Here is a 23,868-nt window from a genome sequence, read left to right as displayed (position 1 = left end):
TTTCTGACTTAAATTATATACCAAATCAATGCGTCTTAGCTTATTCAGGAATATATAAACGTAAATCACTACTAAAAACTTTATAATTGGAATTATTTTTTAGAGCTAATCTTAAGGCAAAAATAAAGTTAATAATAATTTGATTATGGTTAATAGTTCCTCCTGTCATTTCTTGAATTTCTCCGTTATGATATTCATGTCTAAATTCGCTATTTTCTTCTAAACTATAATATTCCTCTAAAGAATAAGTTTTTTGTATTGTTTCTATCTCAGGTTTTGTGTTTAATAAAACCATAATTTATTTACCTCAAAATTAAGTTAATAAACTTTTGTAGTGATGGGTATGGTGGGTAATACCCACCCTAATGTTATCTTAATTCAACCTGAGTTCGACGCAAAAATCTTTGATTTAGGTAAGTTTTAGGCTTCGGAAAGGGTTTTAGATTTATCTAACCAAATCTGATTGAATTATTTAATGAAATTAATCCAAGTAAAATAAATTGTTAATAGTTTTTCCTCAATTATTTAACCTAATACCTAACAACGAATACCTAATGCCTTGCTCTTACCAATAAATCTTGTATCGAACTGAGGTTAATTAACGGCGACGACGACTGCCAAAACTTCCGCTTCTTCTGCTAGGTGTAGTGCGACGAACACCACTAGACTTATTACTACCAAAACTATTGTTACTAGGTTGTTTAGCTTTACTTGATGTACCGCTAGTTTTTAAGTTACTAGATCCTACTCCAGATCCTGTTCCTTTAGTACTATTAGTATTAACTTTATTAATACTAGTGCCTGAACTATTTTTTATTGTTCCCGTAGTGCGCACAGATTGACGATTTTTTTCAACAGGAGGTATAGCATTATTATTAGTACGGTAGCTTTGTACTGCTTGATCATAACTACTACCATAACCGCCAAAACCTGTCAAATTACCGCCTGATTGATACACTGGTGGTACATAATACTGAGGTCTGAATAACATACTGCCTAATGCTTGTCCTGCTAATGCTCCAGCAAAAGGACTCCAGAAACTGGATTGTTGTCTGACGATGACAGTTTCTTGTTGCCCTGTATTTGGATTGGTAACAGTTTCCGTTTCGTTATGTACATACTCAATACGAAAATCTTCGGTAAGGTGCATTATAGCTTCATTTCCGTTGATTTCGACAAAGGTTTGTTGTCCATTTTTAATCTCTTCATCGGTTAACCTTGCCATTTGTAGGTTAGTTGTCCGAAAAAGAGGACTACTTCCTGCAGGAGTATTTAATAACATTAATGTATATTCGCCATCAACATCATTGAAAGTAGCTTGTTGTACGGGATATTGTCCACTAGCAATGTTATTTTTTATGGTGCTAGTATTATTATTAAAAGTGGTGGGATTGTTCGTATTTACACTATTAGATGAACCACAAGCAACAGTTCCAAAACTGAGCATTATGGTCAAAAAAATGGCTACAATTGACTTAAACATTATTGGCTTTATTTTTTAAATTTGTTACTGTTATAGCGGAATTAATTCAGGAAAATTGATTAGTATTTGATCAGATGTAAGTTTTTCTCCTAATCTAGCAGGGGAAAAATGAAGGGCGATCGCTCTGTATTTATTCTTGTAGTTAAGATTAATAAGAGCTTTCAGTCCATCAGTTAAGGCTTCCATATCAGCTAAATCGGTTTCAATTTCCGGAACTTCACCTTCAAAGGCTACTGTGATCATAACAATTATATTATCTGTAACGGGTAAGGATAAAGGTGCGTTTTCCTCTACTTCTTCTAAATCTGGTTGACTAAGATACCGTTGTGCGGAGTCGGTAAATAAATCTGTAACAAAATCTCCAGCATCAGCTTCATCCCAAAATACATCCCCTTCATTAGAGGCACTTTGCCAATAGGTTCGATACTGTAATATTCCTTCACAAGTATTGACTAGGCATTCTCCCATTACTTCCATATCACCATCGGCATCCACCGCCATTCTGGCATTTTGGTTTAATACTCCTAATAGGGGTGCGATTTGATTACCCTGTAAATGGATAAAAATTCTCGAAACTACATATCTAGTTTTACCCACAAATTGATTAAAACGATCGCCTATACTCATTGGACTATTAAAAATGAACATTTATAGTCACTAATTATACTTGAGAAGGAATTAGGTAAAAGAATTGATTAAAAAAATCTAAATGGATTTTACCAAGATTAAATCAATGAATTACAACAGTCAGAAATTAACCTAAAACCTTTAATGTCAAATATTTTGCTTTGGGTAACGTCAGTTAATAAGCTAAAATGCATTGATTTTTTCTTTGATTATTCTATTATTAGATAAATATTGTCCATTGTGATCGCCGTTTTGGGAAAAATTATTTTTCTGAGTAAAATTATTATCACACTCAATACTTTTTTGTTGTAAAAGTTCTAAGTTAAAACGATAACCGACATTACGCACTGTTTGGATTAGATTCGGTTGACGGGGATCAAGTTCAATTTTTTTTCTTAATGATAGCACATGGGTATCGATCGTTCTTTGATTTTCGATCGCTTCAGGCCATGCTCTACGCAATAATTCAGAACGACTTAACGGAGAACCTTGAGCCTGACTTAAGACATATAATAAACTAAACTCTTGAGGGGTGAGATCGATCAATTCCTGTCGAAATTCTACCCGCCTTTGAACTAAATCTATTTTTAAATCTCCAAAATCCAAAATTAAAGGGGCATTATTCACTCGAAAACGTCTCAATAAAGATTCAACTCTTGCCAAAAATTCTTGCATTCCAAAGGGTTTTTTTAAGTAATCATCGGCTCCAGCTTTTAATCCCTTTACCACATCTTTCTCGTTTATTTTTGCTGACAACATTAAAATTAATGTCTGATGAGATTGATATAACCATTGACAAAAATCGATACCGTCACCGTCAGGTAAGTCTGAGTCTAATATTACTAGAGTCGGGATTTGATTCACTAAACTATTTCTAGCTTGTTGAATAGTACCGTACTGATGGGTAATATATCCCACCTGTTGTAAATGCCAACCTAACAGCGATCGTAAATGGGGATTACCTTCGATGATAGAAATATAAATCACTTTAAGAATACCAATGTTATGAATCTTTAATACCTAAGCATAACGAATGAATTGTCAAGATACTGTTACATAGAATACTTATCAAAAATTTTAAATCTAAAACCCTATCATGAATGATGCTGAATATGCCTGTTAAATAGATTTTAGGTTAGAAATAAGATCTATTTAAACTAGATAAATTTAAGATAACAAATTAATAGTATAACATTTTAAATTATAGTATTTCTATAGAAGTTATAAGAGAATAAAAGGTTCATTCTTATCATTTTAAAGAGGGTTAGAGAAGACAATCAAAATCATCATAAATGATTTATGGTTAGTATCTATCTATTTATTTAAGTTTATTCAAAAATTAATCATTTTTTAAAATAATAAATTAGACTTAAATACTATTTTTTAGTAATTTATTAATTAGAAATTAAATTTTGAAGATTTTTAAAATTATAAATCTAATTTTATTTCTTTTTTTGTAAAGGGTAAATCATCATTAATTGCCTTAATTTCTTCTCCTGTGCCAAAATTAATTTCATCAATATAATGTTTTAAAATACTGCTCATTCTACGATTGTAAAAACGGTGCATACTATGATTAGGAGTTGCCGGAAAACCTCGCCTCCTTTTGTGAGAACCACCTGCTCCAGGATCATACATTTTAATACCTTCAGAGATTCCCCATTCGATCGGTTTATAGTAACAAGCCTCGAAATGCAGACAGTCATATTCAGCTAAACTACCCCAATATCTACCATATAAATTTTCTGCTTTTCTGATACAAAAAGACATTCCCACAGGAATATGATCGTCATTTTCTCGATAAGCAACTACTAGCATTAATCTATGACTATAATTAGGATAAAGTTGGTCAAAAAATTGTTTATTTAAGTACTTACTACCCCAATAAAATTTATCACAAGTATTACTATAAAATTTGTAAATATAAGGGTATAAATAATGATTAATCTCATCTCCTACTAGATTTTTTATTACTAATCCAGCCTTATCAACTGCCTTTCTTTCTCGTTTAATATTCTTTCTTTGATCTGAGTTAAATATTTTTAAATAATCATCAAAATTACTAAAATCTCGATCGCACCAAATATAGCTGTGGTGCATCCAAGCAGTAAAGCCAAATTGAGCAATAATAGGTTGCCATTGAGGATCAACAAAAAGAAAATTACAACCAGATAGTTTATTTTTTATGCAAAAATGATCGATCGTATTAACCATCATTTCAGTAATTTTCAACTCGTCTTCTCCTTCGGCAATTAAGAAACGATAACCCACAGCAGGAGTAAAGGGAGTCATACCCAAAAGTTTGGGATAATATTCAATACCTAAACGATAAGCTAAATCTGCCCATTGATGATCAAATACAAACTCACCATAACTATGACCTTTAATATACAGTGGTGCGGCGGCAATTAAATTATTTTCACGCCAGACAGTTAAATGACAAGGTTGCCAACCAGTACGAGGCTTAACACTACCAGAAGTTTCGAGATTGTGTAACCATTCCCACTCTAAAAAGGGAGTTGCAAGAGGTAAAGCCATAAAATCCCATGCAGATTGAGGAATTTCTGCGATTTTTTCATGCCAACGGATGGTATAAGGATAATCAGTTTTTTTGCCAAAAAGTTGCTCAATCATAAAACTTAATCTACTTTGATGAGTAAATTATAGGGGTTTTTTCAAATGTTGATAATTGACTTTCACATATTTCTAATATCTCTTTTCTCTTTAATTGAATCGACTTTTTTAGCAATTCAACTCATGAAATTTCTTCTAATAACGTAAAAACTACAGTATCTGATTAGATTAATCCTTGATAATGAGTTACAAGATGCAATTAGCAAAACAGGCAAAACAATGTTTATTAAAAGTCGAAGTTTAAGGGTAAAAATGGCAATAAATGTCAATTTTTGTGCAATATTGACTAAAAATCATTGTAAATCTCAATATTTAAAGATATGATGGTTGAAGAAATAAAAATATTAACTGTCATCAAAATTTATGGATACTAAATTAATTAACATCGGTTTTGGTAATATTGTGGCGGCTAATCGAGTTATCGCTATTGTCAGTCCAGAATCTGCTCCTATTAAACGTTTAATAGGGGATGCTAAAGATAAAGGACAGTTAATTGATGCAACTTACGGTAGAAGAACTAGAGCTGTAATTATAACTGATTCCAGTCATATTGTATTGTCAGCTATTCAACCAGAAACTGTCGCTAATCGTTTCATTACTAATATTGATAAATCATAGTTAATAGGTTCATAATTTGTAATTTTACCATGACTCAAAAGGGAAAGTTAGTTGTTATTACAGGGCCAAGTGGTGTAGGCAAAGGTACAATAGTTAAGGCTTTACGAGCAAAATATCCTGACTTTTTTCTATCTATTTCTGCAACAACTCGTTATCCTCGTCAGGGAGAAGTTGATGGAAAAGATTATTATTTTTTGTCTCGTGTTCAGTTTCAAGAAATGATTACTAACGATAAATTATTGGAATGGGCAGAATATACAGAAAATTATTATGGGACTCCTCGACAACCCGTATTAAAAGAAATCAACAAAGGTAAAGTTGTTATTCTGGAAATTGAAGTATTAGGTGCAAAACAAGTTAAGAAAAGTTTCCCCTCAGCCACCACAATATTTATTTTACCCCCTTCGATCGAGATTTTAGAACAACGGTTAAGAGGTAGAGGTACAGATTCTGAGGAAGTTATTATTAAACGTTTAACCAAAGCCAAAGAAGAATTAGCCGTTACAGATCAATTCGATTATCAAGTTATTAATGATACCTTAGAAACTACGATCGATTATGTAGAAAGTATTATTAAGGTTGAGTAAAAGAATTTAGAGGTGTCGGGTTTGATCTCTCTTGAAGGAGTTGTTTTTTATTGCATAAGTAATACCAAGAGAGATTTAGCTAAACCATATTTAACTTGAATGTTTTAAGATTAATAATCAGTAAATAACTCCTCACTATTTTTTTTACTTTTCCTTTCATTTTTAATTGTTCATTATGTCCTAGCATTGATACCGGAAACTTCACTAATTCGACGAATATTTAAGACATCACTCATGTTTTTAATTTGATTAATAACATACTGAAATTGGGTAGAATCTTTTACATCAATAGTTAAAGAAATTAAAGCCGGTTTGCCAAAATCAGTTTTGACTCCTGCGTTACTAACGTTAATATTTTGATCTGTTAATCTACCTAAAATGTCTTTTAAAATACCCACTCGATCGATCGTTTCGATTACTATATCAATAGGATAGGTAGCAATACGACTTTTTTTATCACAACCATTCCATTTTACTGGAATTAAACGCTCCCCCGGTATAGTACTTAAATTAGGGCAATCCTGATGATGAATGGAAATACCTCGCACATTGGTAACAACTCCGATAATATTTTCTCCGGGTAAAGGACGACAACATCCTGCAATATGGTACATTAATCCTTCAATACCGCAAATGGGATATTTATTCCCATTAATTTCTTTATTAATTTTTGTGGGAGTAGCTAATAAAGGAGTTTCTCCTAAAGGTTTTTCTTCTGGTTTTTCGGGGTTTTGTAACTTGTTTTCCTCTCGCAAACGATTAATAATCTGCATACAAGTTACTTCTCCATAGCCAAGGGAGGCTAATAAATCATCTACCTTGAGAAAATTACATTTTTGAGCAACTTTTTGCATTGTCTCTGATTTTAGTAGAGATTCTAAACCATTTTTGCCTAATTCCTTCTCTAATAATTCCCTACCTCTGGCAATGTTTTCTTCCCGATGCGATCGTTTGTACCATTGGCGAATACGGTTTTTAGCACTAGGTGTCACCACAAAATTTAACCAATCCAGACTAGGATGACTATTATTGCTAGTAACAACTTCTACTATATCTCCATTCTGTATTGATTGATCCAAAGGACACCATCTTCCATTAATTCTCGCACCTTTCATGTGGTTTCCTATCTGACTATGAATACGATAGGCAAAATCTACCACCGTTGCACCTCTTGTCAAAGGAATAACTTCCCCTTTAGGAGTAAAAGCATAAACATCATCATCAAATAAATTTTCCTTGAGATTATCTACATATTCCTGTGCGTCTTTTAAATCTTGTTGCCAATCTAATAACTGACGCAACCATGTAAATTTTTGTTCATCAGTAGATAAATTAGTATTATGAGAATTTCCTGTTTCCTTATATTTCCAATGCGCCGCAATACCATATTCGGCTATATGGTGCATTTCCTGAGTACGAATTTGTATTTCTAAAGGGTTGCCATTAGAATTAACTACAGTAGTATGGATAGATTGATATAGGTTAGGTTTTGGTAAACCAATATAGTCTTTAAATCTATTTGAAATGGGGCGAAAAGCATCATGAACTACAGCTAAAGCAAGATAACATTCGTAATTAGTATTGACAATAATTCTGATACCTGCAACGTCGTAAATTTGGTCAAATCCTTTATTTTGCGTCTCCATTTTATGATATATTCCGTATAAGTGTTTAGGTCTGCCTTTGACTTCTACGGGATGAATACCTAAATTTGCTAAACGTTCATTAATAATATCGGTTATTTTTTTGATTCTTGCTTCTCTATCTTTTCTTCTTTCGGAGATTAATTCTTTAATGTTATTGTATTCTATCGGATTAAGATATTTAAAAGATAAATCTTCTAATTCCCATTTGAAATGCCACATACCGAGACGATTGGCTAAGGGTGCAAAAATTTCTTTAGTTTCTTGGGCTATTAATCGTTGTTTTTCAGGGGATAAAAAATCAAGGGTACGCATATTATGCAATCGATCGGCTAATTTTACCACTATCACCCTAATATCTTGTGCCATTGCCACAAACATTCGCCGAAAATTCTCTGCTTGTCTTTCAGTTTTGCTAGAAAAATTAAATTTTGATAATTTCGTCACAGCTTCTACTAATTTACGCACATTAGCCCCAAAAAGTTCTTCTATTTGATCAGGAGTAACATCAGTATCTTCAACTACATCATGTAAAAATCCAGCCGCAATCATTTCGCTATCTCCCCCTAAATCTCTCAATAATTCAGCGACAGCGATAGGATGTGCTATATAAGGTTCTCCAGATTTTCGATATTGTCCTTCATGTAAGTTGTGAGCAAATTGAAATGATTTACATATTAGGCTATTATGGGGATCGTTTTGGTCGCCGATCAAACAATTATTTAACCAATTAGGAATATGTAATTTTTTGACAGGTTTAGTGTCAGGAATTAGGACTGTTGTATTCATATAATTTGGAAAAAAAGATAAATTTCAGTATTATGAGTTATAATCTTGAACTGCGATGATCAAGTAAAAAAAATTTCAGAAACTAAAATCATTCTTTCAAGAAAATTTAATATTTTATTTTCATTGATAAGACATTAACCCCTACTGTTATTCTTCCATTTACTTTGACAGTTAGGGGGTTGATATTAGTATTAATTAATTTCTTAAATTTTAACTCAATTTAGTGTAAATGTTACCAAAATCACATCAACAAGAATTGTCAATTTGGTTAGAGTTACTTAAAAGTTTTGATCTATTATTTTTTGAAAATAGTAATAATTCTCTGGAAGTTCAACAATCTTGGCAAAAAATTCAAGACTATTTACATACTAGAATTATGATTTTTAACAGTGAAGATTTAACCGTCAATAATCGATCATTGTTTCAATCTTGGCAAAGGGAAACTTATCGTTATATAAGACTTTTACAAACTGATTTTTCCTTCTATCAATCGGCTAAACAAATTAGCACAAAACAAAGTCGTTTTTTGATCATCAAACAGCGTCTTAATGAGGTTATAAATTTAACAAAAAATTACGGCAACTTTCAATAGTTTTTGAGCATTATTACCCTAAATCATTGTTTTCATACTCATTATTATATCGAACTTAGGTGATATAGACTTCAACAGACTATTGATATTTTTTATTATGTTTATAAATTTTTAACATAATCCAGAATATAGACAAATATGAGCTAAATTTAAAGATAGAGTTCCCAAAAATACCTTTTTATGATAATTTTTGGGAGTGAACAAATTGGGGAAATAATTAATAAATTTATCCCTCAAATATTAAAATATTAAGCCTTATTAATTAAAGAAAATTGATCTTATTCTTCCTAATCTGTCGGCGATGGGAGAGGGGAAATAAAAGTTAAATTAAAAGCTGATAAAGTTAATCATACAATGATCCTTGATGGGTTAACAAATTTAACAGAAATTCTGCCTTTAGTATTAAGAAATCTTAGGGCTTTAGAGCATATTTTAAAACAATATAAGGATAAAACGATCGAAGAAAAGTTTAATAATTATCGATTTGCTGATTATAAAAAGACAGTAATTGATTTATTGATAAGAATAACAACCCTTAGAGTTCAAACTATTAATATTATTAGCCCGATGACTTATGATGATAATGAACAAAAGATCGAGATGTAATTATTCTAGAAATAGATGTAGAATATTTGACTTAAATTTAATAATAGACGTATCCTCAAAAATAGTAATTAGACTGGTTAAATAAAATTATTCTCATGTATGAACAACTATCTCACTCAATCTTAAACGAAATTTTAGATCAACTTAAACCAGAAATTACTGATAAAGAACTTAATCACTTTTATACTCGATTAGGTGCTAATTTTTATAGTCTTTTCTCTCTTTTTCAAAAACTCTACGGCAAACGTCACGATTTCAAGTATCAGTTACTAAAGCTAGTAGAAGTTATGGCACGTCAGTATATCATGCGATCGAGCTTACTTAAACAACAAGATTTAGCAAGGGAAAAAGATTTTAACTGGTTTCTCCATCAAAAATGGGTAGGCATGACACTCTATGCGGATGGATTCGCTGAAGACTTGCCCGATTTAGCCAAAAAAATTGACTATTTCACAGAGTTGGGGGTTAATTTAGTTCATATTATGCCTATCTTAGAATGTCCTAAAAATGCGAGTGATGGGGGTTATGCTGTCAGTAACTATCACAAAATTGATGAAAGAGTAGGAGATTTACAAGATATTTCAATTATTGCTAATTTGATGAAAGAAAGGGATATTTTACTCGTTTTAGACATCGTAGTAAATCATACCTCCAATGAACATGAATGGGCAGAAAAAGCACGACAAGGCGATCGAAAGTATCAGGATTATTACTATATATTTAATAATCGAGAAATTCCTGATATGTTTGAAAAAACCTTGCCTGAAGTATTTCCTCAAACTGCACCGGGTAACTTCACCTATGATAAAGAAATGGGTAAATGGGTGATGACAATATTTAATAACTATCAATGGGATTTAAACTATCAAAACCCTGCTGTTTTTATCGAAATGCTGGATATTTTACTATTTTGGGCAAATCAAGGAGTAGATATTCTGCGTCTCGATGCGGTTGCCTTCTTGTGGAAAAAAATTGGCGGTAGTAGTCAAAATGAAGAAGAAGCTCATATACTGTTACAACTATTTAAAGACTGTTGTCAAGTTACCGCACCCGGCACATTATTTATCGCAGAAGCCATTGTTGCACCTTTAGAAATTGTTAAATATTTTGGGGAAGATGCCATTAACGCTAAAGAATGTGAAATTGCTTATAATGCCACCTTCATGGCTTTGTTATGGGATGCAGTAGCCACGAAAAATGCTAAATTGATTCGTCAAGGGGTACGAAATTTACCAGATAAATTAGAACGAGCCACATGGTTAAATTATATTAGGTGTCATGATGATATAGGTTTAGGATTTACTGATGATGATATACTTCAAGTAGGATACGAGCCTCGATCGCATCGTCAATTTTTGCTTAACTACTTCTCCGGAAAATTCGAGGATACCGCCGCTAGAGGCTTATTATTTGGGCAAAATCCGAAAAATAATGATGCGCGTATATCTGGCACATTAACCTCTTTAATAGGCTTAGAAAGTGCCTTAGAAGAAAATAATCAACATAAGATTGATCTTAGCATTCAACATATAGTATTACTCCACGCCATGATTTTTTCCTTTGGTGGTATTCCTCTTATCTACTACGGTGATGAAATCGGCACTCTTAATGATTATTCTTTTATGGGAAACCTCAGTAAAGCTAATGATACTCGATGGGCGCATCGTCCGAAAATTGATTGGCAAAAAGCACAAAAAAGAAAAATTGAAGGCTCGATCGAATATACTATTTTTACGGCTTTACAAAGAATGATTAAGGTAAGAAAAGAAATATCTGCTTTTGGAGATTTTAATAATCGAGAATTAATTAATCTTAGCAACCCTCATTTATTTGCTTTTTTAAGATTAGATATTCACGGAAAAAATCACATATTAGTGATTGGAAATTTTGATGCTAGTTATCAATATCTAAACTTAGCAGAAATGCACCATAATTTATTTCGATTAAATGATATGAATAATAATATTATTATTGATCTATATTCTGGAGAATCTCCTACCATGTTTAAAGATCAATTAGTATTATCTCCATTCCGCTTTTATTGGCTATCAATTAATTAGGCATTAGGTATTAGGTATTAATAAATTTTTTCGTATTCTCCTCGTCACCCTGTCATTCAGTCATCCTGTCTCCTATATAGTATCTCCTTTGATGATATGATTAAAGGATCTATCAAAAGACTGTTAAATCACAAATGATGTCAGATTTTTTACCCATCGCCTATTTTGAAGGCAAATTTATCCCCTTTAAAGAAGCTAATATCTCGATCGCCACCCATGCGTTACACTATGGTACAGGAGCATTTGGAGGATTAAGAGGTACAATTAATCCTAGCAATCCTCAACAAGTGTTATTATTTCGTTTAGATCGTCATTGTCAAAGATTAAGTAATAGTGCAAAATACTTACACTACGAAGTATTACCTAATAAGATTGAAGAAGTAATAAAAGATTTCGTCGGCAAAAATAAACCAACAAAACCTTTTTATATTCGTCCTTTTGTTTATACCTCAGATTTAGGTATTGCACCAAGGCTTCATAATATTGAAAAAAACTTTTTTGTCTATGGTTTAGAAATGGGAGATTATCTTTCTCCCGATGGTATTAGTTGTCGTATTAGTTCATGGTATCGTCAAGAAGATCGTAGTTTGCCCTTAAGAGGTAAAATTAGTGGAGCATATATTACCTCCGCCTTAGCTAAAACTGAAGCCGTTGACAGTGGTTTTGATGAGGCAATTTTGATGAACTCTAAAGGTAAAGTATGTGAAGCTACTGGAATGAATATTTTTATGGTAAGAAATAATAAATTAATTACTCCTAGTTTTGATCAAGATATTTTAGAAGGAATTACTAGAGATAGTATTTTGACTATAGCAAAAAATTTAGAGATAGAAATTGAACAGAGAGACATAGATAAAACAGAATTATTTATAGCTGATGAAGTTTTTTTATGTGGTACTGCGGCAAAAGTTACCCCCGTTAAAAGAGTAGAAAATTATTACCTTCCTCAAGAGAAAAATATTACTCTAAAAATTAAAGAAAAATTAACTGCTATTACAGAAAATAGAGAGCCTGAATATAGAGATTGGATTACTGTTATTGATGTTTAATTAATGGTTAAATTTAGTAATTAACAATTAACAATCAATTCCATTTATAAATACCTTCTTTTGATTCAATAGCTATAAATACATATACTGTTTAGACAAGACAAAATTATTTGCTCCTATATCAATTTTTTTATAGTTGGTCAATTTTTAAATAATAGTTAATAATTCTCAAATTATTTTTATTGTAAAATTATTAAATGGTTATTTAATACGACTCAAAACATAATCTGTTAAATCAATTAAAGATTCTTTCGCAGGAGACTTAGGTAAACATTTTAAATCTTCTAAGGCTAATTGACTATATTGATAAGCTAATGCTCTTGATTTTTCGATACCATTACTATTATTAACTAAATCTAAGGCTTGTTGTAAGTCGCCCTCCTCACTAAATTCTCTCTCTATCAAAATTTTTAAAGAGGGTTTTTCTTCCATTGCAAATAATATGGGAATTGTGAGATTACCACTAGCTAAATCTGAACCTACAGGTTTGCCTAAAACCTCCGCAGAAGCGGTAAAATCAAATATATCATCTACTATTTGAAACGCTAATCCTAAATTACGTCCATAACTATAGATTTTGTTTGCAGTTTCTTCTCCCACATCACTTAAAATAGCCGCAGCTTTGCCACTATTTGCTATTAAAGAAGCGGTTTTAAAATAACTTTTTTGTAAATACTTTTCTAGTGTTACATCTGTATCAAAACAACTTAATCCCTGTTGAATCTCTCCTTCTGCAAAATCTCTAATCACCTCAGATAATAATTTTACTACTTGTAGATTATCTAAATTTGCTAAATACCATGAAGATTGTGCAAAAAGAAAGTCTCCTGCTAATACAGCGATGCGATTACCAAATAAAGTGTTAACGGTTGGTACTTGTCTTCTTAACTCTGCATCATCTACTACGTCATCATGGACTAAACTAGCAGTATGTATCATTTCAGTTATTTCTGCTAATCGTCTATGTCTTGGAGTAATTTCTAATCCTATCATAGTAGCACGAGAGACTAACAGCACGATCGCAGGACGGATTCTTTTACCTCCCGCACTAAATAAATGTTCTGCTGCCGCACCTAAAATGGGATGTTGCGCCTGTACTAAACTGGTTAGGTTATCTATTAGTAATAATAAATCGTTTTCTACCGGGTCAAATAGAGAGGTTGCAGTTGTCATTGATGAGTAGTTTTTTTATAAAAATAGTTTACGAAAGTTCACATATCTTATTGTTATTTTAAGCTATCGTTTCCCTTCCTGAGATCGTCTTAGGATTTTTTTTCCTATAAGTCATTGTTAATATACAGTAAAAATGCTTATTTATCAGGGTTTATGGAAAAAGAAAAAAAGTTTTTTATCTTAATAATTTTATGTCAATTTATGTTATGGTAGAAATGTAGATGACAATCTCTGTCATAGCAAAAATATCAGAGTGTAAATGTCCTTAATACATCTTCTGTAGTAGATAAAGAGAAAACTCTTTTATCTAAAATAAGGAAAAATCCATATACTTAAAAGTTACTAAGTAAGATATACTTGATCGTTTATTATCATGAACTTTCGATTGTGGATTCTTAGGGACAAAAATTTTGGGATAATACATTTTCCAACACTTGTCAGTAATAGAAAATGATTTATCTCGACGGTAATAAATCTGTAAATAAGTATATTTCATTGCCAAATTATTTTGGAAATTTTATTTATTCCATTAATATTTTTGGTTTTGGATTGAATATAACAGAAAGGATTGATATTATTTTATTCTATTTTTTGAATAAAAGTTTCCTTTTTTTACAGTATTTTTTTAGGGAATTATTATGATAATTTAGGTTTTTTCTTTTTTATCATTTCTATCAAAAACCGTTTAACAGTTATGTCATTTATTAATTCTAACCTTTTCATATAGAATAGTTTAGGTGACTTGCATAACTACATTAGGTTTTTCTGTGTAGGCATAAAATCCTGCTCAAAATATGATTAAACTTTTTATTCTTAACTAATCATATTGCTCTATTTTTTAGGTTCGATCGGGCATATTTTTAAAAATATAATATTAATTAATGGAGGATTTATTATTATGCTGATTCCCTTTTTGGTGTTGCTTTATTTAGTAGTAGTTTATATCTTCTTAATCATGGTAGAAAAAAGAAAAAAACTTCCTCCTAATTCTACGGAAAATACCAGATTAAGCTAACTTGTAGATAAGTTTATTAATGAGAATAAATAACAGGTAAGGTAATAGGCGAGGATTTAAAGTCTTTGCCTTAATTTTTCTTAAAAATATACAAAAAAACTAATAGTACATTATATAAAATATTAGGCACTGACGTTAGTTATGCTATTCTTAGTGATGATAATTAATGGTTTTTGTGAGAAGGTAAACCTATAAATATGATTCCTACTATATCTCTTTTAATTGCTAGTTTCTTATTGAGTTTACTATTGGTTTTTCTCATTATCCAAAATTTTAGTAAACAACTGTTAGATATTCCTAACGATCGTAGTTCTCATGTAAATCCAACTCCCAGAGGAGGAGGTTTAGGATTCGTTATTGCTTTTACTATCGGGATAATTGTTATCGCCTTATTACCTGTTTTACCAATAAAATCTGATATATTTTTACCTTTAATCCTTCTACCTTTAACTATAATAGGCTTTTTGGACGATCGATATAATCTTCCTTCTCGTCTTCGTTATGGAGTACAATTAGCCGTTGCTGTTTTTGCTGTCATTCGTTATGGTATTTTTCCCCTACCTTTTAATAACTTAGGCTTGGCTGGTATTATTATTGCTACGATTTTAACGGTAATCGGATTCACTGCACTGATAAACTTTTACAATTTTATGGATGGTTTAGATGGTATTGTGGCAGGAGTTTGTGTTGTACAATTTTCTTTTTTAGCAATTTATTTACAACAATACCAATGGTTGATTCTTGTCTCTACTTTATTAGGTTTTTTGTACTGGAATTGGTCTCCAGCTAAAATATTTATGGGAGATGTCGGGAGTACTTTTTTAGGTGGAGCGATCGCGATCGTGCTACTTCAAAATACTGATAATATTAATTTATCTTGGTCAGCAATTTTTATCACTTTACCCTTAGTGGGAGATGCAATTTATACTATTTTTTGTCGTTTAATTAGGAAAGAAAATATTTTTGAAGCCCATCGTACGCATATATATCAACGACTACAACAATCGGGATGGTCTCATCAAGCTGTAGCATCAACTTATATATTAACCACGATCGTCATAGCTGGACTAATCTATTCTTTCGATATTTATGGTAGTTTATTGAGCTTATTATTAACAATAATTTTGATAGCTTTAAGTGAAAATTATCTCAAATTAAAAGTAAATTATCAATAAGTAACTCGATCATATCTAAGAGCTTTGTTCATAAATTTGATCGAGTATAGATTGGGTGTCATTTTGAGATGATGTAATCACATCTTTTTTTCTTAGTAGGGGAGAATTAGGATCAAGAGTTATAATTCTGCTGATTTCATCAGTATAGAATCCCAAAGCATAAGGATGTTTAACATTTGGTAAAATTTGTATATCATAAAGTTCGGTGACTTCTCCTTCTAACCTCACCCAATCCGTAATTTCGCCTTTTTGTAAATCTATAACCATTAAACCACAGCGAGGCTCTGCATCTTTACCTGTTAAATTAGTTTCTAAAGTTAACCCTGAAAAGGTTTTATCTCCTCCTCTTGGTTTGGATAATCCCACTATGGCATAATTATCAATAAAAGCTAATCCTCGCAAAAACCCAGGACAAAAAGTTACAGGTTGAAAAATACCTTGTTTTTGATCAATATAACCAAAATACCCTGTTCCTGAGTTTAAAACCCATAATTTACCCTGATACCAACGAGGAGAGTGAGGCATCGATAACCCTGTGGCAATAATTTCATTCGTTGTTATATCAATCACACAACCCCCATTATCCCTTCGATCACGCCATCCATCCACTACATCTGAGCGACTACAGGCAGTGACGTAACGAGGTTTTCCATCTACTAAGGCTAATCCGTTGAGATGACAACGATCTTCATTGGTAAGACTAGAAATAAAAGAGGGTTTCCACAAAGGCAAACAACTATGACGATCGCTGACAGTAGCGATACAATTTAAAGTGCTACTTATAAAAATAATTTTTGAGGAATTTGCTGAGGTATCAATAACTAAATCATGAATGTCAATGTCTCCCGTTGTGTAAGCAATACGAGGAATATATAATCGATCGTATCCTTGGTATAATTGTCCTGATTCTAAAACATTATCTAACTGCCAAATTTGATACCTAGAACTAAGATAGATACGCTCACAAGTGCTATAGAGTCCCATGGCTCGATCGAAAACCCTTTCAAAACCAGAGATACCACCTTCATTATTCACTCCTAAAAACATGAGACGAGAACTTTGATAAGTAGTAAAACTGAGACTTATTTGTTGAGATTGTAACCAATCAATAAAATTACGAGAGGCTACAATTGTGATCGTTATTGGTTGGGGAGTTGACATAGATAATGAGAATTTGAGGATAGTCGCTAATTATACTGAAAAATTTGATTGATGAGCAATCTCTAAGCTAATACGCACCTAGTTTGCAATTCTGAACCTTTTACAGCAAAAGATTTAGAGCTAAAAAAAGGAGTATTAAATAGGTCTTAGCTTATCTCTTCTAAAAGGATTTTGAGAATTAATCTACTTAATCAGTAATTGCATAATTGGTTTCAGCTTATTATAATTAATTGCCATAATAAAAATTGCGTGAGGAGTAATGTTGAATCTGATAGTAAAAATAAATCGATCGATTTCAAAATTATTGAAGTCTAAAATTTCATTGAGTTTATTAATAACGACATTAACTTTAATTATTGGTTATAACTTTGCCACTACAAAATCAGAAACCAGTCAAGCTCAAGCTCAAACTATTTCTGTTACTGCTTCTTGGCGACAAGCATCATTTCCCGTAGAGAATTTTCAAGCCTATACTTCTGGTTTTGGGTATAGAACTCATCCAGTTACCAGACAAAGACAATTTCATCAGGGATTAGATTTAGCGGCACCATTAGGCAGTTATGTCCGCAATTGGTGGAGTGGACAAGTAGTTGGTCTATCTGACAACACAGCTTGTGGCACAATGATTAAAGTTCAATCAGGTAATTGGACTCATGTTTATTGTCATTTAATGGGTTCAGTCGAAAATACCTCAAGGGGATTAGTTTTAATCGATCGAAGTGGTGGTATTATGTTATCGCTAGGACAAAATATTCCTGCAGGGGCAAGAATTGGAAGGGTAGGAATGACGGGAAGAACTACAGGCCCTCATTTACACTGGGGTTTGATGTACAATGGTAATTACATCGATCCAGCAGATGTGTTAAGACAAATGTTTGCCCAAAGAATTTAATTTGACTTAGTAACATTTGTTACGCTTTTATTTCAAAAAAACACATAATACAAGAAACCTGCAAGTTAATTTATAGAGAATTTTTATTCAAAAATCACTAAGTTATCTCGATGAATAACAGTTTCTACACCATAATAGCCCAGAATTGTGGAAATATCGAAGGATTTTTGTCCTTTAATTTTTTCTAGTTCATCGTGACTATAATTTGCTATACCTTTACCAATTTCTTGCCCTTCTTGATTAACTAAATCTACCGCTTCGGAAGCACTAAATTCTCCTTCAATTTTGGTAATTCCTGCCGCTAATAAAGACTTCCCTTTAGTACATAAAGCTTTAACTGCTCCATCATCTAAATATATTTTCCCCATCGTGACTAATCCGTTAGCTATCCAACGCTTACGGGCATTTTCCGTTTTGGGTTGAGCGGTAAATTTTGTCCCGATCGACTCTCCTGCTAAAATTCTAGGTATATTATCAGGATTTTTACCATTAGTAATTACTGTTGTCACTCCAGCACTAGAGGCAATCCTCGCCGCTCTTAATTTTGTTACCATTCCCCCAGTACCCCAACCACTACCACTATTAGTTACCTCAACTTGTAATTGTGAAAATTCTTGACTGTTAACTAAATCAATGGGAACAGCAGAGGGTACAATACGAGGATCAGCAGAATAAAGTTTATCTACATCAGTGAGTAAAAATAACCAGTCTGCTTTCACCAAACTAGCCACTAAAGCTGATAAAGTGTCATTATCTCCAAATTTTAATTCCTCTGTCGCTACGGTATCATTTTCGTTGACGATGGGAATTACCCCTAAATCTAGTAACGCATTAAAGGTATTGTTGGCATTAACATAACAACTTCTGTCCATTAAATCTCTGCGAGTGAGGAGAATTTGAGCGATCGGTTGTCCTAAATTATTGAATAAGTCATCATATACTCGGATTAATCTGCCTTGCCCTACCGCAGCGATAGCTTGTTTGAGATTAATGTTTTTTGGTCGATCGATAATATTCAATCTAGCACAACCTACTCCTACAGCACCAGAAGAAACTAAAATAACTTGATAGCCTTTTTGACGTAAGCTAGTTAAAGTTTCCACTAGAGAAGCGATAGTAGATAGAGCTAAATTGCCTGAATCTGCACGAGTTAAGCTAGATGTACCAATTTTGATAACGATGATTTCTGACATAAATGAGGAATTAGAAATAGAGAATTAAAGTTATTCAGTATCAAGATTTGACCAATGAAAGAATTAAAGTCATAATTATTAACTAACTTTCATAAAATTTTATTTAAGTTAACATTTATCAAAAAAAGATCAATTGAATGCACATTGCTTGGCTAGGAAAAAAATCTCCTTTTTGCGGAAACGTTACCTATAGCAGAGAAATTACTAACGCTCTGTTAGATAGAGGCTATCAAGTTAGTTTTCTTCACTTTAGCCAAGAAAATGAAGAATCTAGCCCAGAAAACTATTTAGCAGAAGTTAATCTTCCTTTTCTCTACAAATCTCAAATTTATACTATTCATGCTCCTAAATCTAGTAAAATTTTATTACGATCGCTACAAGAATTAAAACCAGACTTAGTCCATGCTTCCTTAACTCTTTCTCCCCTCGATTTTACCCTCCCGGAAGTTTGTCAAAAATTAAAAATCCCCCTAGTGGCAACTTTTCATCCTCCCTTTGATAGTCGTTGGCGCAATATAAAATCTGGCACTCAATATTTAACTTATCAACTTTATGCACCCTGTTTAGCTAAATATGATTGCACGATCGTGTTTTCGGAACTGCAACGAGATTTACTCATAAAATTAGGAGTACCGGCTGAAAAATTAGTTATTATACCCAATGGAGTCGATAGTCAAAAATATTCTCCGGGTAAATCTTATTTTAAAGAACAATATCCTCAAGAACAAATATATGTTTATCAAGGAAGAATAGCCACAGAAAAAAATGTAGAATCCTTACTAAAGGCATGGAAACAAGCTGAAATGAATGTTAGCGGGAAATTAATTATTATTGGGGATGGTAATTTAACACCAACATTAAAACCTCTATATAACGAAGTAGATGGCGTTATTTGGTTGGGTGCGATTCTCGATGATCAAAAACGCATCGACATTTTAAGAGGTGCAGATGTCTTTATTTTACCTTCTCTAGTCGAAGGCTTATCTCTATCTTTACTCGAAGCAATGTCTTGTGGTTTAGCCTGTGTCGCTACTGATGCTGGTGCCGATGGAGAAGTTTTAGCTCATGCTGGTATTGTCTTAAGCACCCATGAAGTTACAAGCCAATTAAAAACGATTCTACCTTTATTTGTCCACCATCCAGAAATGATAACTTTGTTAGGAAAAAAAGCTCGAAATCGAGTCTTAGAAAAATATACCCTCAATGACAATCTCCAAAAATTAGAGGAACTCTATAGGGGTGGACAAGTGGATAAGTGGAAATAAAATTTCAACAATGTACAATTGACAGTTACCTCTAGCTAAAAGAGAAGAGGATTGAATTAGAAAAAGTCAACCTTTTATCTTTTTTCCCTTAAAAAGAGAAGGCTTTAATTAAACATTTAATGGATTAATTGTCAATTATCAATTGGTAAATAGGCAAAGGGTGAAAAAGTTTTTTGGTGGGGTTAGGAGATAGGAGAAATACCTGAGGGGACGACAAAGCACTCATAATGCAGATTGGATAAGGGAAATAGCCCTCATACCTTGACGATAATAGGAGTGTTTCTGAGGAAATAAAGAGGTTAACTCCTCTAATTGTTCTTGGAAAAAGCAGATTTCACTTAGCCATTTTATGGCATTTAAACCAATAGAAAAATCACTATTTCTTTTATATTTTCTACCTTTTTCAGTCGGACGAACTAGATATTCACTTATTCCTTTTCTTTTAATTTCTTCTCCTATAAATGTTGAATAACTATAGGATAACGTTATTAGTATAATTAAAGAAATTAGTCGTTCATTATTGACTTTTGTACTCTCTAAATTATAACCGCCTAATTTCAAATCTCTAAACATTTCTTCGATGCCCATTCTTTTGGAATAAGCGGAGATTGTTTCCGACATACTTGCTAAATTTGTGAGAATAAACCATGGCTCTTTGCTAGATTTATTTCGATAATTTTTTTTCCACTTTGCTGCTAAATTAATTCCTGAAAATCCCTTCGTTTTTGTAACTTTTATTCCTCGATAATATACAGAGAATCCAGGACATAAACCTAATTCACTTAATCGAAACCATATATCAGATTCTAATTCGACATATTCGCTCTTTTTTAAACGTAGAGATAAATAAACCTGTTTCTCTAGTGATAACCACTTTGCTAAATCTACAGAGCAAAATTCTCTATCTCCTAAAACGATTATTTTATATTCAATTAATAAATTAATACTCGGTTCTAATACTTGTTTTTGTTCTAATAAATTACTGCTTCCTTTTTTATCTAGTAATGTAAAATAAATGGGAATAGCTCTTTGATTATAAACTAAACTTACCATCAATATATTAATATTTTGCCACTGTGTTCTATCAATTACTAAATAGATAACTTTTTTCGATTCCCAATTATTAATAATCCATGATTTTAAAATAGGAAACCAGATAGTTTCAATTTTCCAATTTTCCAGACTTAGAAATCTTTGTAACTTTTTAATTCTACTTCTTAATTTAATCGGATAAGGAAAAAGTTTTGCCATTTCTTCTAACCTAACAGTTTTAAGATTTTGGAGTAAGTTAACTAAAAGACAAAGAGTTAAATATTGAGGTAAATTAAACTGCTTTTTAAAATTATCTTGATAATCTTGGGGAAGTTGAAACATCTTTTTCTATTATTATTAATATACAAACTGAAAATATCTCATCTTTATCCAGATTACCATGTTCAATCCCTTACAGCATAGTCTTTTTAGCTTCATTGTCGCCCCCTCAGGAGAAATACTTATTGCTTATTATTGAGATCTAAAATAGGTTCGATAGATTATTCCCAGTTTCTTTTTATTTGATTAATAGCAAGATTAAATATCGGTTTAATGGATTCCTCTTTTTCCTGATTTAAGGCATTTTCTAAAGGTTCTAAGGTCGTTCGATCGCCTATTTTCATCAAAGCCAAAGCCACTGCTTTTCTCACTTCTGGTTCAGAATCTTGTAAACAGGGAACTAAATCTGAAATTAGAGAAGGCTTATTTACTTTACTCAAAATCGCCGCCGCTTCACTGCGAATAATTGTTTCAGAGTCTTTTAAACAATCCACTAAAATTTTTAATGCCTCATCATCTTCTTTCTCTTGAACTAAACTACCTAAAGCACCAATCACAGCACAACGAACATCCACAGAATCAGAATTCATTGCTTGATATAAATATTCTGAAGCCTGTGAACCAATAAAAGCTAAAGCCCAACTCGCATGACCTTTAATTGTTTCATTTTGTTCAGAATCAGCTATGATTTTTAATAATTCTGGCACTGATGCTTCTCCCGTTCTAGCTAAAGCACCTATGCAAGAGCCTTGCACCACTGTATCTTCATCATGTAAAAGAGCATATACTAAATAGGGAACAGCAGTAGGATCGGCAATAAGGGTTAATGTTTTCGCACTTGCTCTACGCACTACGGGATTAGGATGATTAGCTAAAGCCTCTAATAAAAATGGCACGGCTGGTTTACCAATTATGCCCAATCTTTCTGCAAATTTTAAACGAGTCATACCTCGCTTATCTCCCATGCTTTCTACCATTCTGGCGATCGTATCATGATCTTCAAAATCAAAACTATGGGTAAATAATTTTTCTTCTACTTTTTGAAGTAACTCATCGGTTTCAGTTTCCGATAATTGAATAAAATTAGCAGTGTATTTAACTTCTGTTTTAGACATATTAATAATTACTATAAATTTTTATTTTCAGCTCTTCTTTGTCCAATTATTGATCATTAAGAGAAAGACTGGTTTTCGTATTATTGCGAGTAAAAGCATTCCAAGTATTCAACTCTTGAGGTGGAAAACTTGAAAGAATAGCTAGGGTTTTTTCGTCTAATCCTTGGGCAAAGGAAAAATCTGCACCGGCAATACTATTAAGATTTTCAAAATTAGTTCCTTTTAAATTACAACCTCGTAAATCTGCCCCCTCCAATTCTGCACCCACAAAGATGGCATCTTGTAAATTTGCCCCTGTCAAAAACGCATATTTCAAATTTGCACCACTGAAAGCAACACGAGTTAAATTTGCTTCCGTCAAGTCTGCACCACTAAGATAAGCACCTCGTAAATTCGCTCCTGTTAAATCAACATTTCGCAAATTAGCAGTATTGAGAAAAACTCCACTTAAACTCGCTTGTGGCCCTACGGCACCAGATTTTTTATAATCAAAATTATCCGGCCATTTTGTTTCACTATCATAGTAAGCAAGAATTAATTTTGCACCATCTAAATTAGCATTTGTTAGATTACAACCTTGAAGTAATCCTCGATGTAACAATACATTTTCCAGATTGGAGTTGTTAAGATTCGCATTTTTTAAATTTACGCCTCTTAAATCTGCATACTGAAAATTAGCACCACTGAGATTTGCTTTACAAAAATCAACACCGATAAGATTAGCTTTCGTAAAATTTACTCCCGACAAGTCTAATCCAGATAAATCCATATTTTGGAGATTTGCTTGAGATAAATTTTTATCTTGTTTGATAATAGTTAAAATTTCCGATAAGGAATGAGTTTGAGATAATGACATATTTAATTAAAAATTCAATGTTAG

Annotated in this window: 20 protein-coding genes and 1 pseudogene; 9 read left to right on the top strand and 12 right to left on the bottom strand. The window is 32.3% G+C overall.

Features of this window, described 5'->3' with window-relative positions:
• Positions 1 to 43 precede the first annotated feature (43 nt).
• The 5 genes and pseudogenes from GM3709_RS08515 to GM3709_RS08495 all read right to left on the bottom strand — a co-directional run.
• A pseudogene (locus GM3709_RS08515) lies at positions 44 to 295 on the bottom strand (Uma2 family endonuclease); the annotation flags it as partial.
• Positions 296 to 598: 303 nt separating this feature from the next.
• Positions 599 to 1,483: a hypothetical protein gene (locus GM3709_RS08510; RefSeq protein WP_066118306.1), complete on the bottom strand. Its 885-nt coding sequence runs from the start codon at positions 1,481 to 1,483 to the stop codon at positions 599 to 601.
• Between the two features lie 30 nt (positions 1,484 to 1,513).
• Positions 1,514 to 2,110 (bottom strand): DUF1517 domain-containing protein, encoded by a 597-nt coding sequence (locus tag GM3709_RS08505; protein WP_066118304.1) that lies wholly within the window; start codon positions 2,108 to 2,110, stop codon positions 1,514 to 1,516.
• 183 nt (positions 2,111 to 2,293) lie between these two features.
• Positions 2,294 to 3,097: a response regulator transcription factor gene (locus GM3709_RS08500; RefSeq protein WP_082712964.1), complete on the bottom strand. Its 804-nt coding sequence runs from the start codon at positions 3,095 to 3,097 to the stop codon at positions 2,294 to 2,296.
• Positions 3,098 to 3,538: 441 nt separating this feature from the next.
• Positions 3,539 to 4,744, bottom strand: coding sequence for a GNAT family N-acetyltransferase (locus tag GM3709_RS08495; RefSeq protein ID WP_066118300.1), 1,206 nt, complete (start codon positions 4,742 to 4,744; stop codon positions 3,539 to 3,541).
• Positions 4,745 to 5,107: 363 nt separating this feature from the next.
• Here GM3709_RS08495 and remA point away from each other — a divergent pair, with 363 nt between their 5' ends.
• Positions 5,108 to 5,362 carry an extracellular matrix/biofilm regulator RemA gene (gene remA / locus GM3709_RS08490; protein WP_066118298.1) on the top strand — a complete coding sequence of 85 codons (255 nt, stop codon included), beginning with the start codon at positions 5,108 to 5,110 and terminating at the stop codon, positions 5,360 to 5,362.
• Between the two features lie 29 nt (positions 5,363 to 5,391).
• A complete protein-coding gene (gene gmk / locus GM3709_RS08485) occupies positions 5,392 to 5,949 on the top strand; it encodes a guanylate kinase (protein WP_066118296.1) in 558 nt (185 codons plus the stop codon).
• A gap of 173 nt (positions 5,950 to 6,122) precedes the next feature.
• On the opposite strand, the gene GM3709_RS08480 is transcribed toward gmk, so the two are convergent.
• On the bottom strand, positions 6,123 to 8,381 hold the full coding sequence (locus tag GM3709_RS08480) for a bifunctional (p)ppGpp synthetase/guanosine-3',5'-bis(diphosphate) 3'-pyrophosphohydrolase (RefSeq protein WP_066118293.1): 2,259 nt from the start codon (positions 8,379 to 8,381) through the stop codon (positions 6,123 to 6,125).
• Positions 8,382 to 8,610: 229 nt separating this feature from the next.
• Between GM3709_RS08480 and patD the strand changes: the two genes are divergently transcribed.
• From patD to GM3709_RS08460, 4 genes are all read left to right on the top strand, one after another.
• Positions 8,611 to 8,973, top strand: a complete 363-nt coding sequence (gene patD, locus GM3709_RS08475; protein WP_066118291.1) for a heterocyst frequency control protein PatD — start codon at positions 8,611 to 8,613, stop codon at positions 8,971 to 8,973.
• A 354-nt stretch (positions 8,974 to 9,327) separates the two neighbouring features.
• Positions 9,328 to 9,579, top strand: a complete 252-nt coding sequence (locus tag GM3709_RS08470) for a hypothetical protein (RefSeq protein WP_066118289.1) — start codon at positions 9,328 to 9,330, stop codon at positions 9,577 to 9,579.
• A 95-nt stretch (positions 9,580 to 9,674) separates the two neighbouring features.
• Positions 9,675 to 11,639 carry an amylosucrase gene (locus GM3709_RS08465; protein ID WP_066118287.1) on the top strand — a complete coding sequence of 655 codons (1,965 nt, stop codon included), beginning with the start codon at positions 9,675 to 9,677 and terminating at the stop codon, positions 11,637 to 11,639.
• A 137-nt stretch (positions 11,640 to 11,776) separates the two neighbouring features.
• Complete coding sequence (locus GM3709_RS08460) at positions 11,777 to 12,688, top strand: branched-chain amino acid transaminase (RefSeq protein ID WP_066118285.1); 912 nt, start codon at positions 11,777 to 11,779, stop codon at positions 12,686 to 12,688.
• A gap of 201 nt (positions 12,689 to 12,889) precedes the next feature.
• Here GM3709_RS08460 and sds read toward each other — a convergent pair whose 3' ends face one another.
• Positions 12,890 to 13,861: a solanesyl diphosphate synthase gene (sds, locus tag GM3709_RS08455; RefSeq protein WP_066118282.1), complete on the bottom strand. Its 972-nt coding sequence runs from the start codon at positions 13,859 to 13,861 to the stop codon at positions 12,890 to 12,892.
• A gap of 1,212 nt (positions 13,862 to 15,073) precedes the next feature.
• On the opposite strand from sds, the gene GM3709_RS08450 reads away from it, so the two are divergent.
• Positions 15,074 to 16,051, top strand: coding sequence for a glycosyltransferase family 4 protein (locus tag GM3709_RS08450; protein ID WP_066118280.1), 978 nt, complete (start codon positions 15,074 to 15,076; stop codon positions 16,049 to 16,051).
• Between the two features lie 15 nt (positions 16,052 to 16,066).
• On the opposite strand, the gene GM3709_RS08445 is transcribed toward GM3709_RS08450, so the two are convergent.
• Complete coding sequence (locus GM3709_RS08445) at positions 16,067 to 17,212, bottom strand: TIGR03032 family protein (RefSeq protein WP_066118278.1); 1,146 nt, start codon at positions 17,210 to 17,212, stop codon at positions 16,067 to 16,069.
• Between the two features lie 259 nt (positions 17,213 to 17,471).
• Here GM3709_RS08445 and GM3709_RS08440 point away from each other — a divergent pair, with 259 nt between their 5' ends.
• On the top strand, positions 17,472 to 18,104 hold the full coding sequence (locus GM3709_RS08440; RefSeq protein ID WP_066118277.1) for a M23 family metallopeptidase: 633 nt from the start codon (positions 17,472 to 17,474) through the stop codon (positions 18,102 to 18,104).
• An 83-nt stretch (positions 18,105 to 18,187) separates the two neighbouring features.
• On the opposite strand, the gene proB is transcribed toward GM3709_RS08440, so the two are convergent.
• Complete coding sequence (gene proB / locus GM3709_RS08435) at positions 18,188 to 19,297, bottom strand: glutamate 5-kinase (RefSeq protein ID WP_066118275.1); 1,110 nt, start codon at positions 19,295 to 19,297, stop codon at positions 18,188 to 18,190.
• A gap of 137 nt (positions 19,298 to 19,434) precedes the next feature.
• Between proB and GM3709_RS08430 the strand changes: the two genes are divergently transcribed.
• Positions 19,435 to 20,562: a glycosyltransferase family 4 protein gene (locus GM3709_RS08430; RefSeq protein ID WP_066118273.1), complete on the top strand. Its 1,128-nt coding sequence runs from the start codon at positions 19,435 to 19,437 to the stop codon at positions 20,560 to 20,562.
• A gap of 222 nt (positions 20,563 to 20,784) precedes the next feature.
• On the opposite strand, the gene GM3709_RS08425 is transcribed toward GM3709_RS08430, so the two are convergent.
• The 3 genes from GM3709_RS08425 to GM3709_RS08415 form a co-directional block, all read right to left on the bottom strand.
• Positions 20,785 to 21,936: an IS4 family transposase gene (locus tag GM3709_RS08425; RefSeq protein ID WP_066116666.1), complete on the bottom strand. Its 1,152-nt coding sequence runs from the start codon at positions 21,934 to 21,936 to the stop codon at positions 20,785 to 20,787.
• A gap of 158 nt (positions 21,937 to 22,094) precedes the next feature.
• Entirely contained in the window at positions 22,095 to 22,988 is an 894-nt protein-coding gene (locus GM3709_RS08420; protein WP_066118271.1) for a HEAT repeat domain-containing protein, read from the bottom strand.
• A gap of 46 nt (positions 22,989 to 23,034) precedes the next feature.
• On the bottom strand, positions 23,035 to 23,844 hold the full coding sequence (locus GM3709_RS08415) for a pentapeptide repeat-containing protein (RefSeq protein WP_066118269.1): 810 nt from the start codon (positions 23,842 to 23,844) through the stop codon (positions 23,035 to 23,037).
• Between the last annotated feature and the right edge of the window lie 24 nt (positions 23,845 to 23,868).

The organism is Geminocystis sp. NIES-3709, assembly GCF_001548115.1.
Taxonomy (GTDB): Bacteria; Cyanobacteriota; Cyanobacteriia; order Cyanobacteriales; family Cyanobacteriaceae; genus Geminocystis.
The sequence above is the reverse complement of the archived record's forward strand: the minus strand, read 5'-3'. Positions and strand labels throughout refer to the sequence as shown.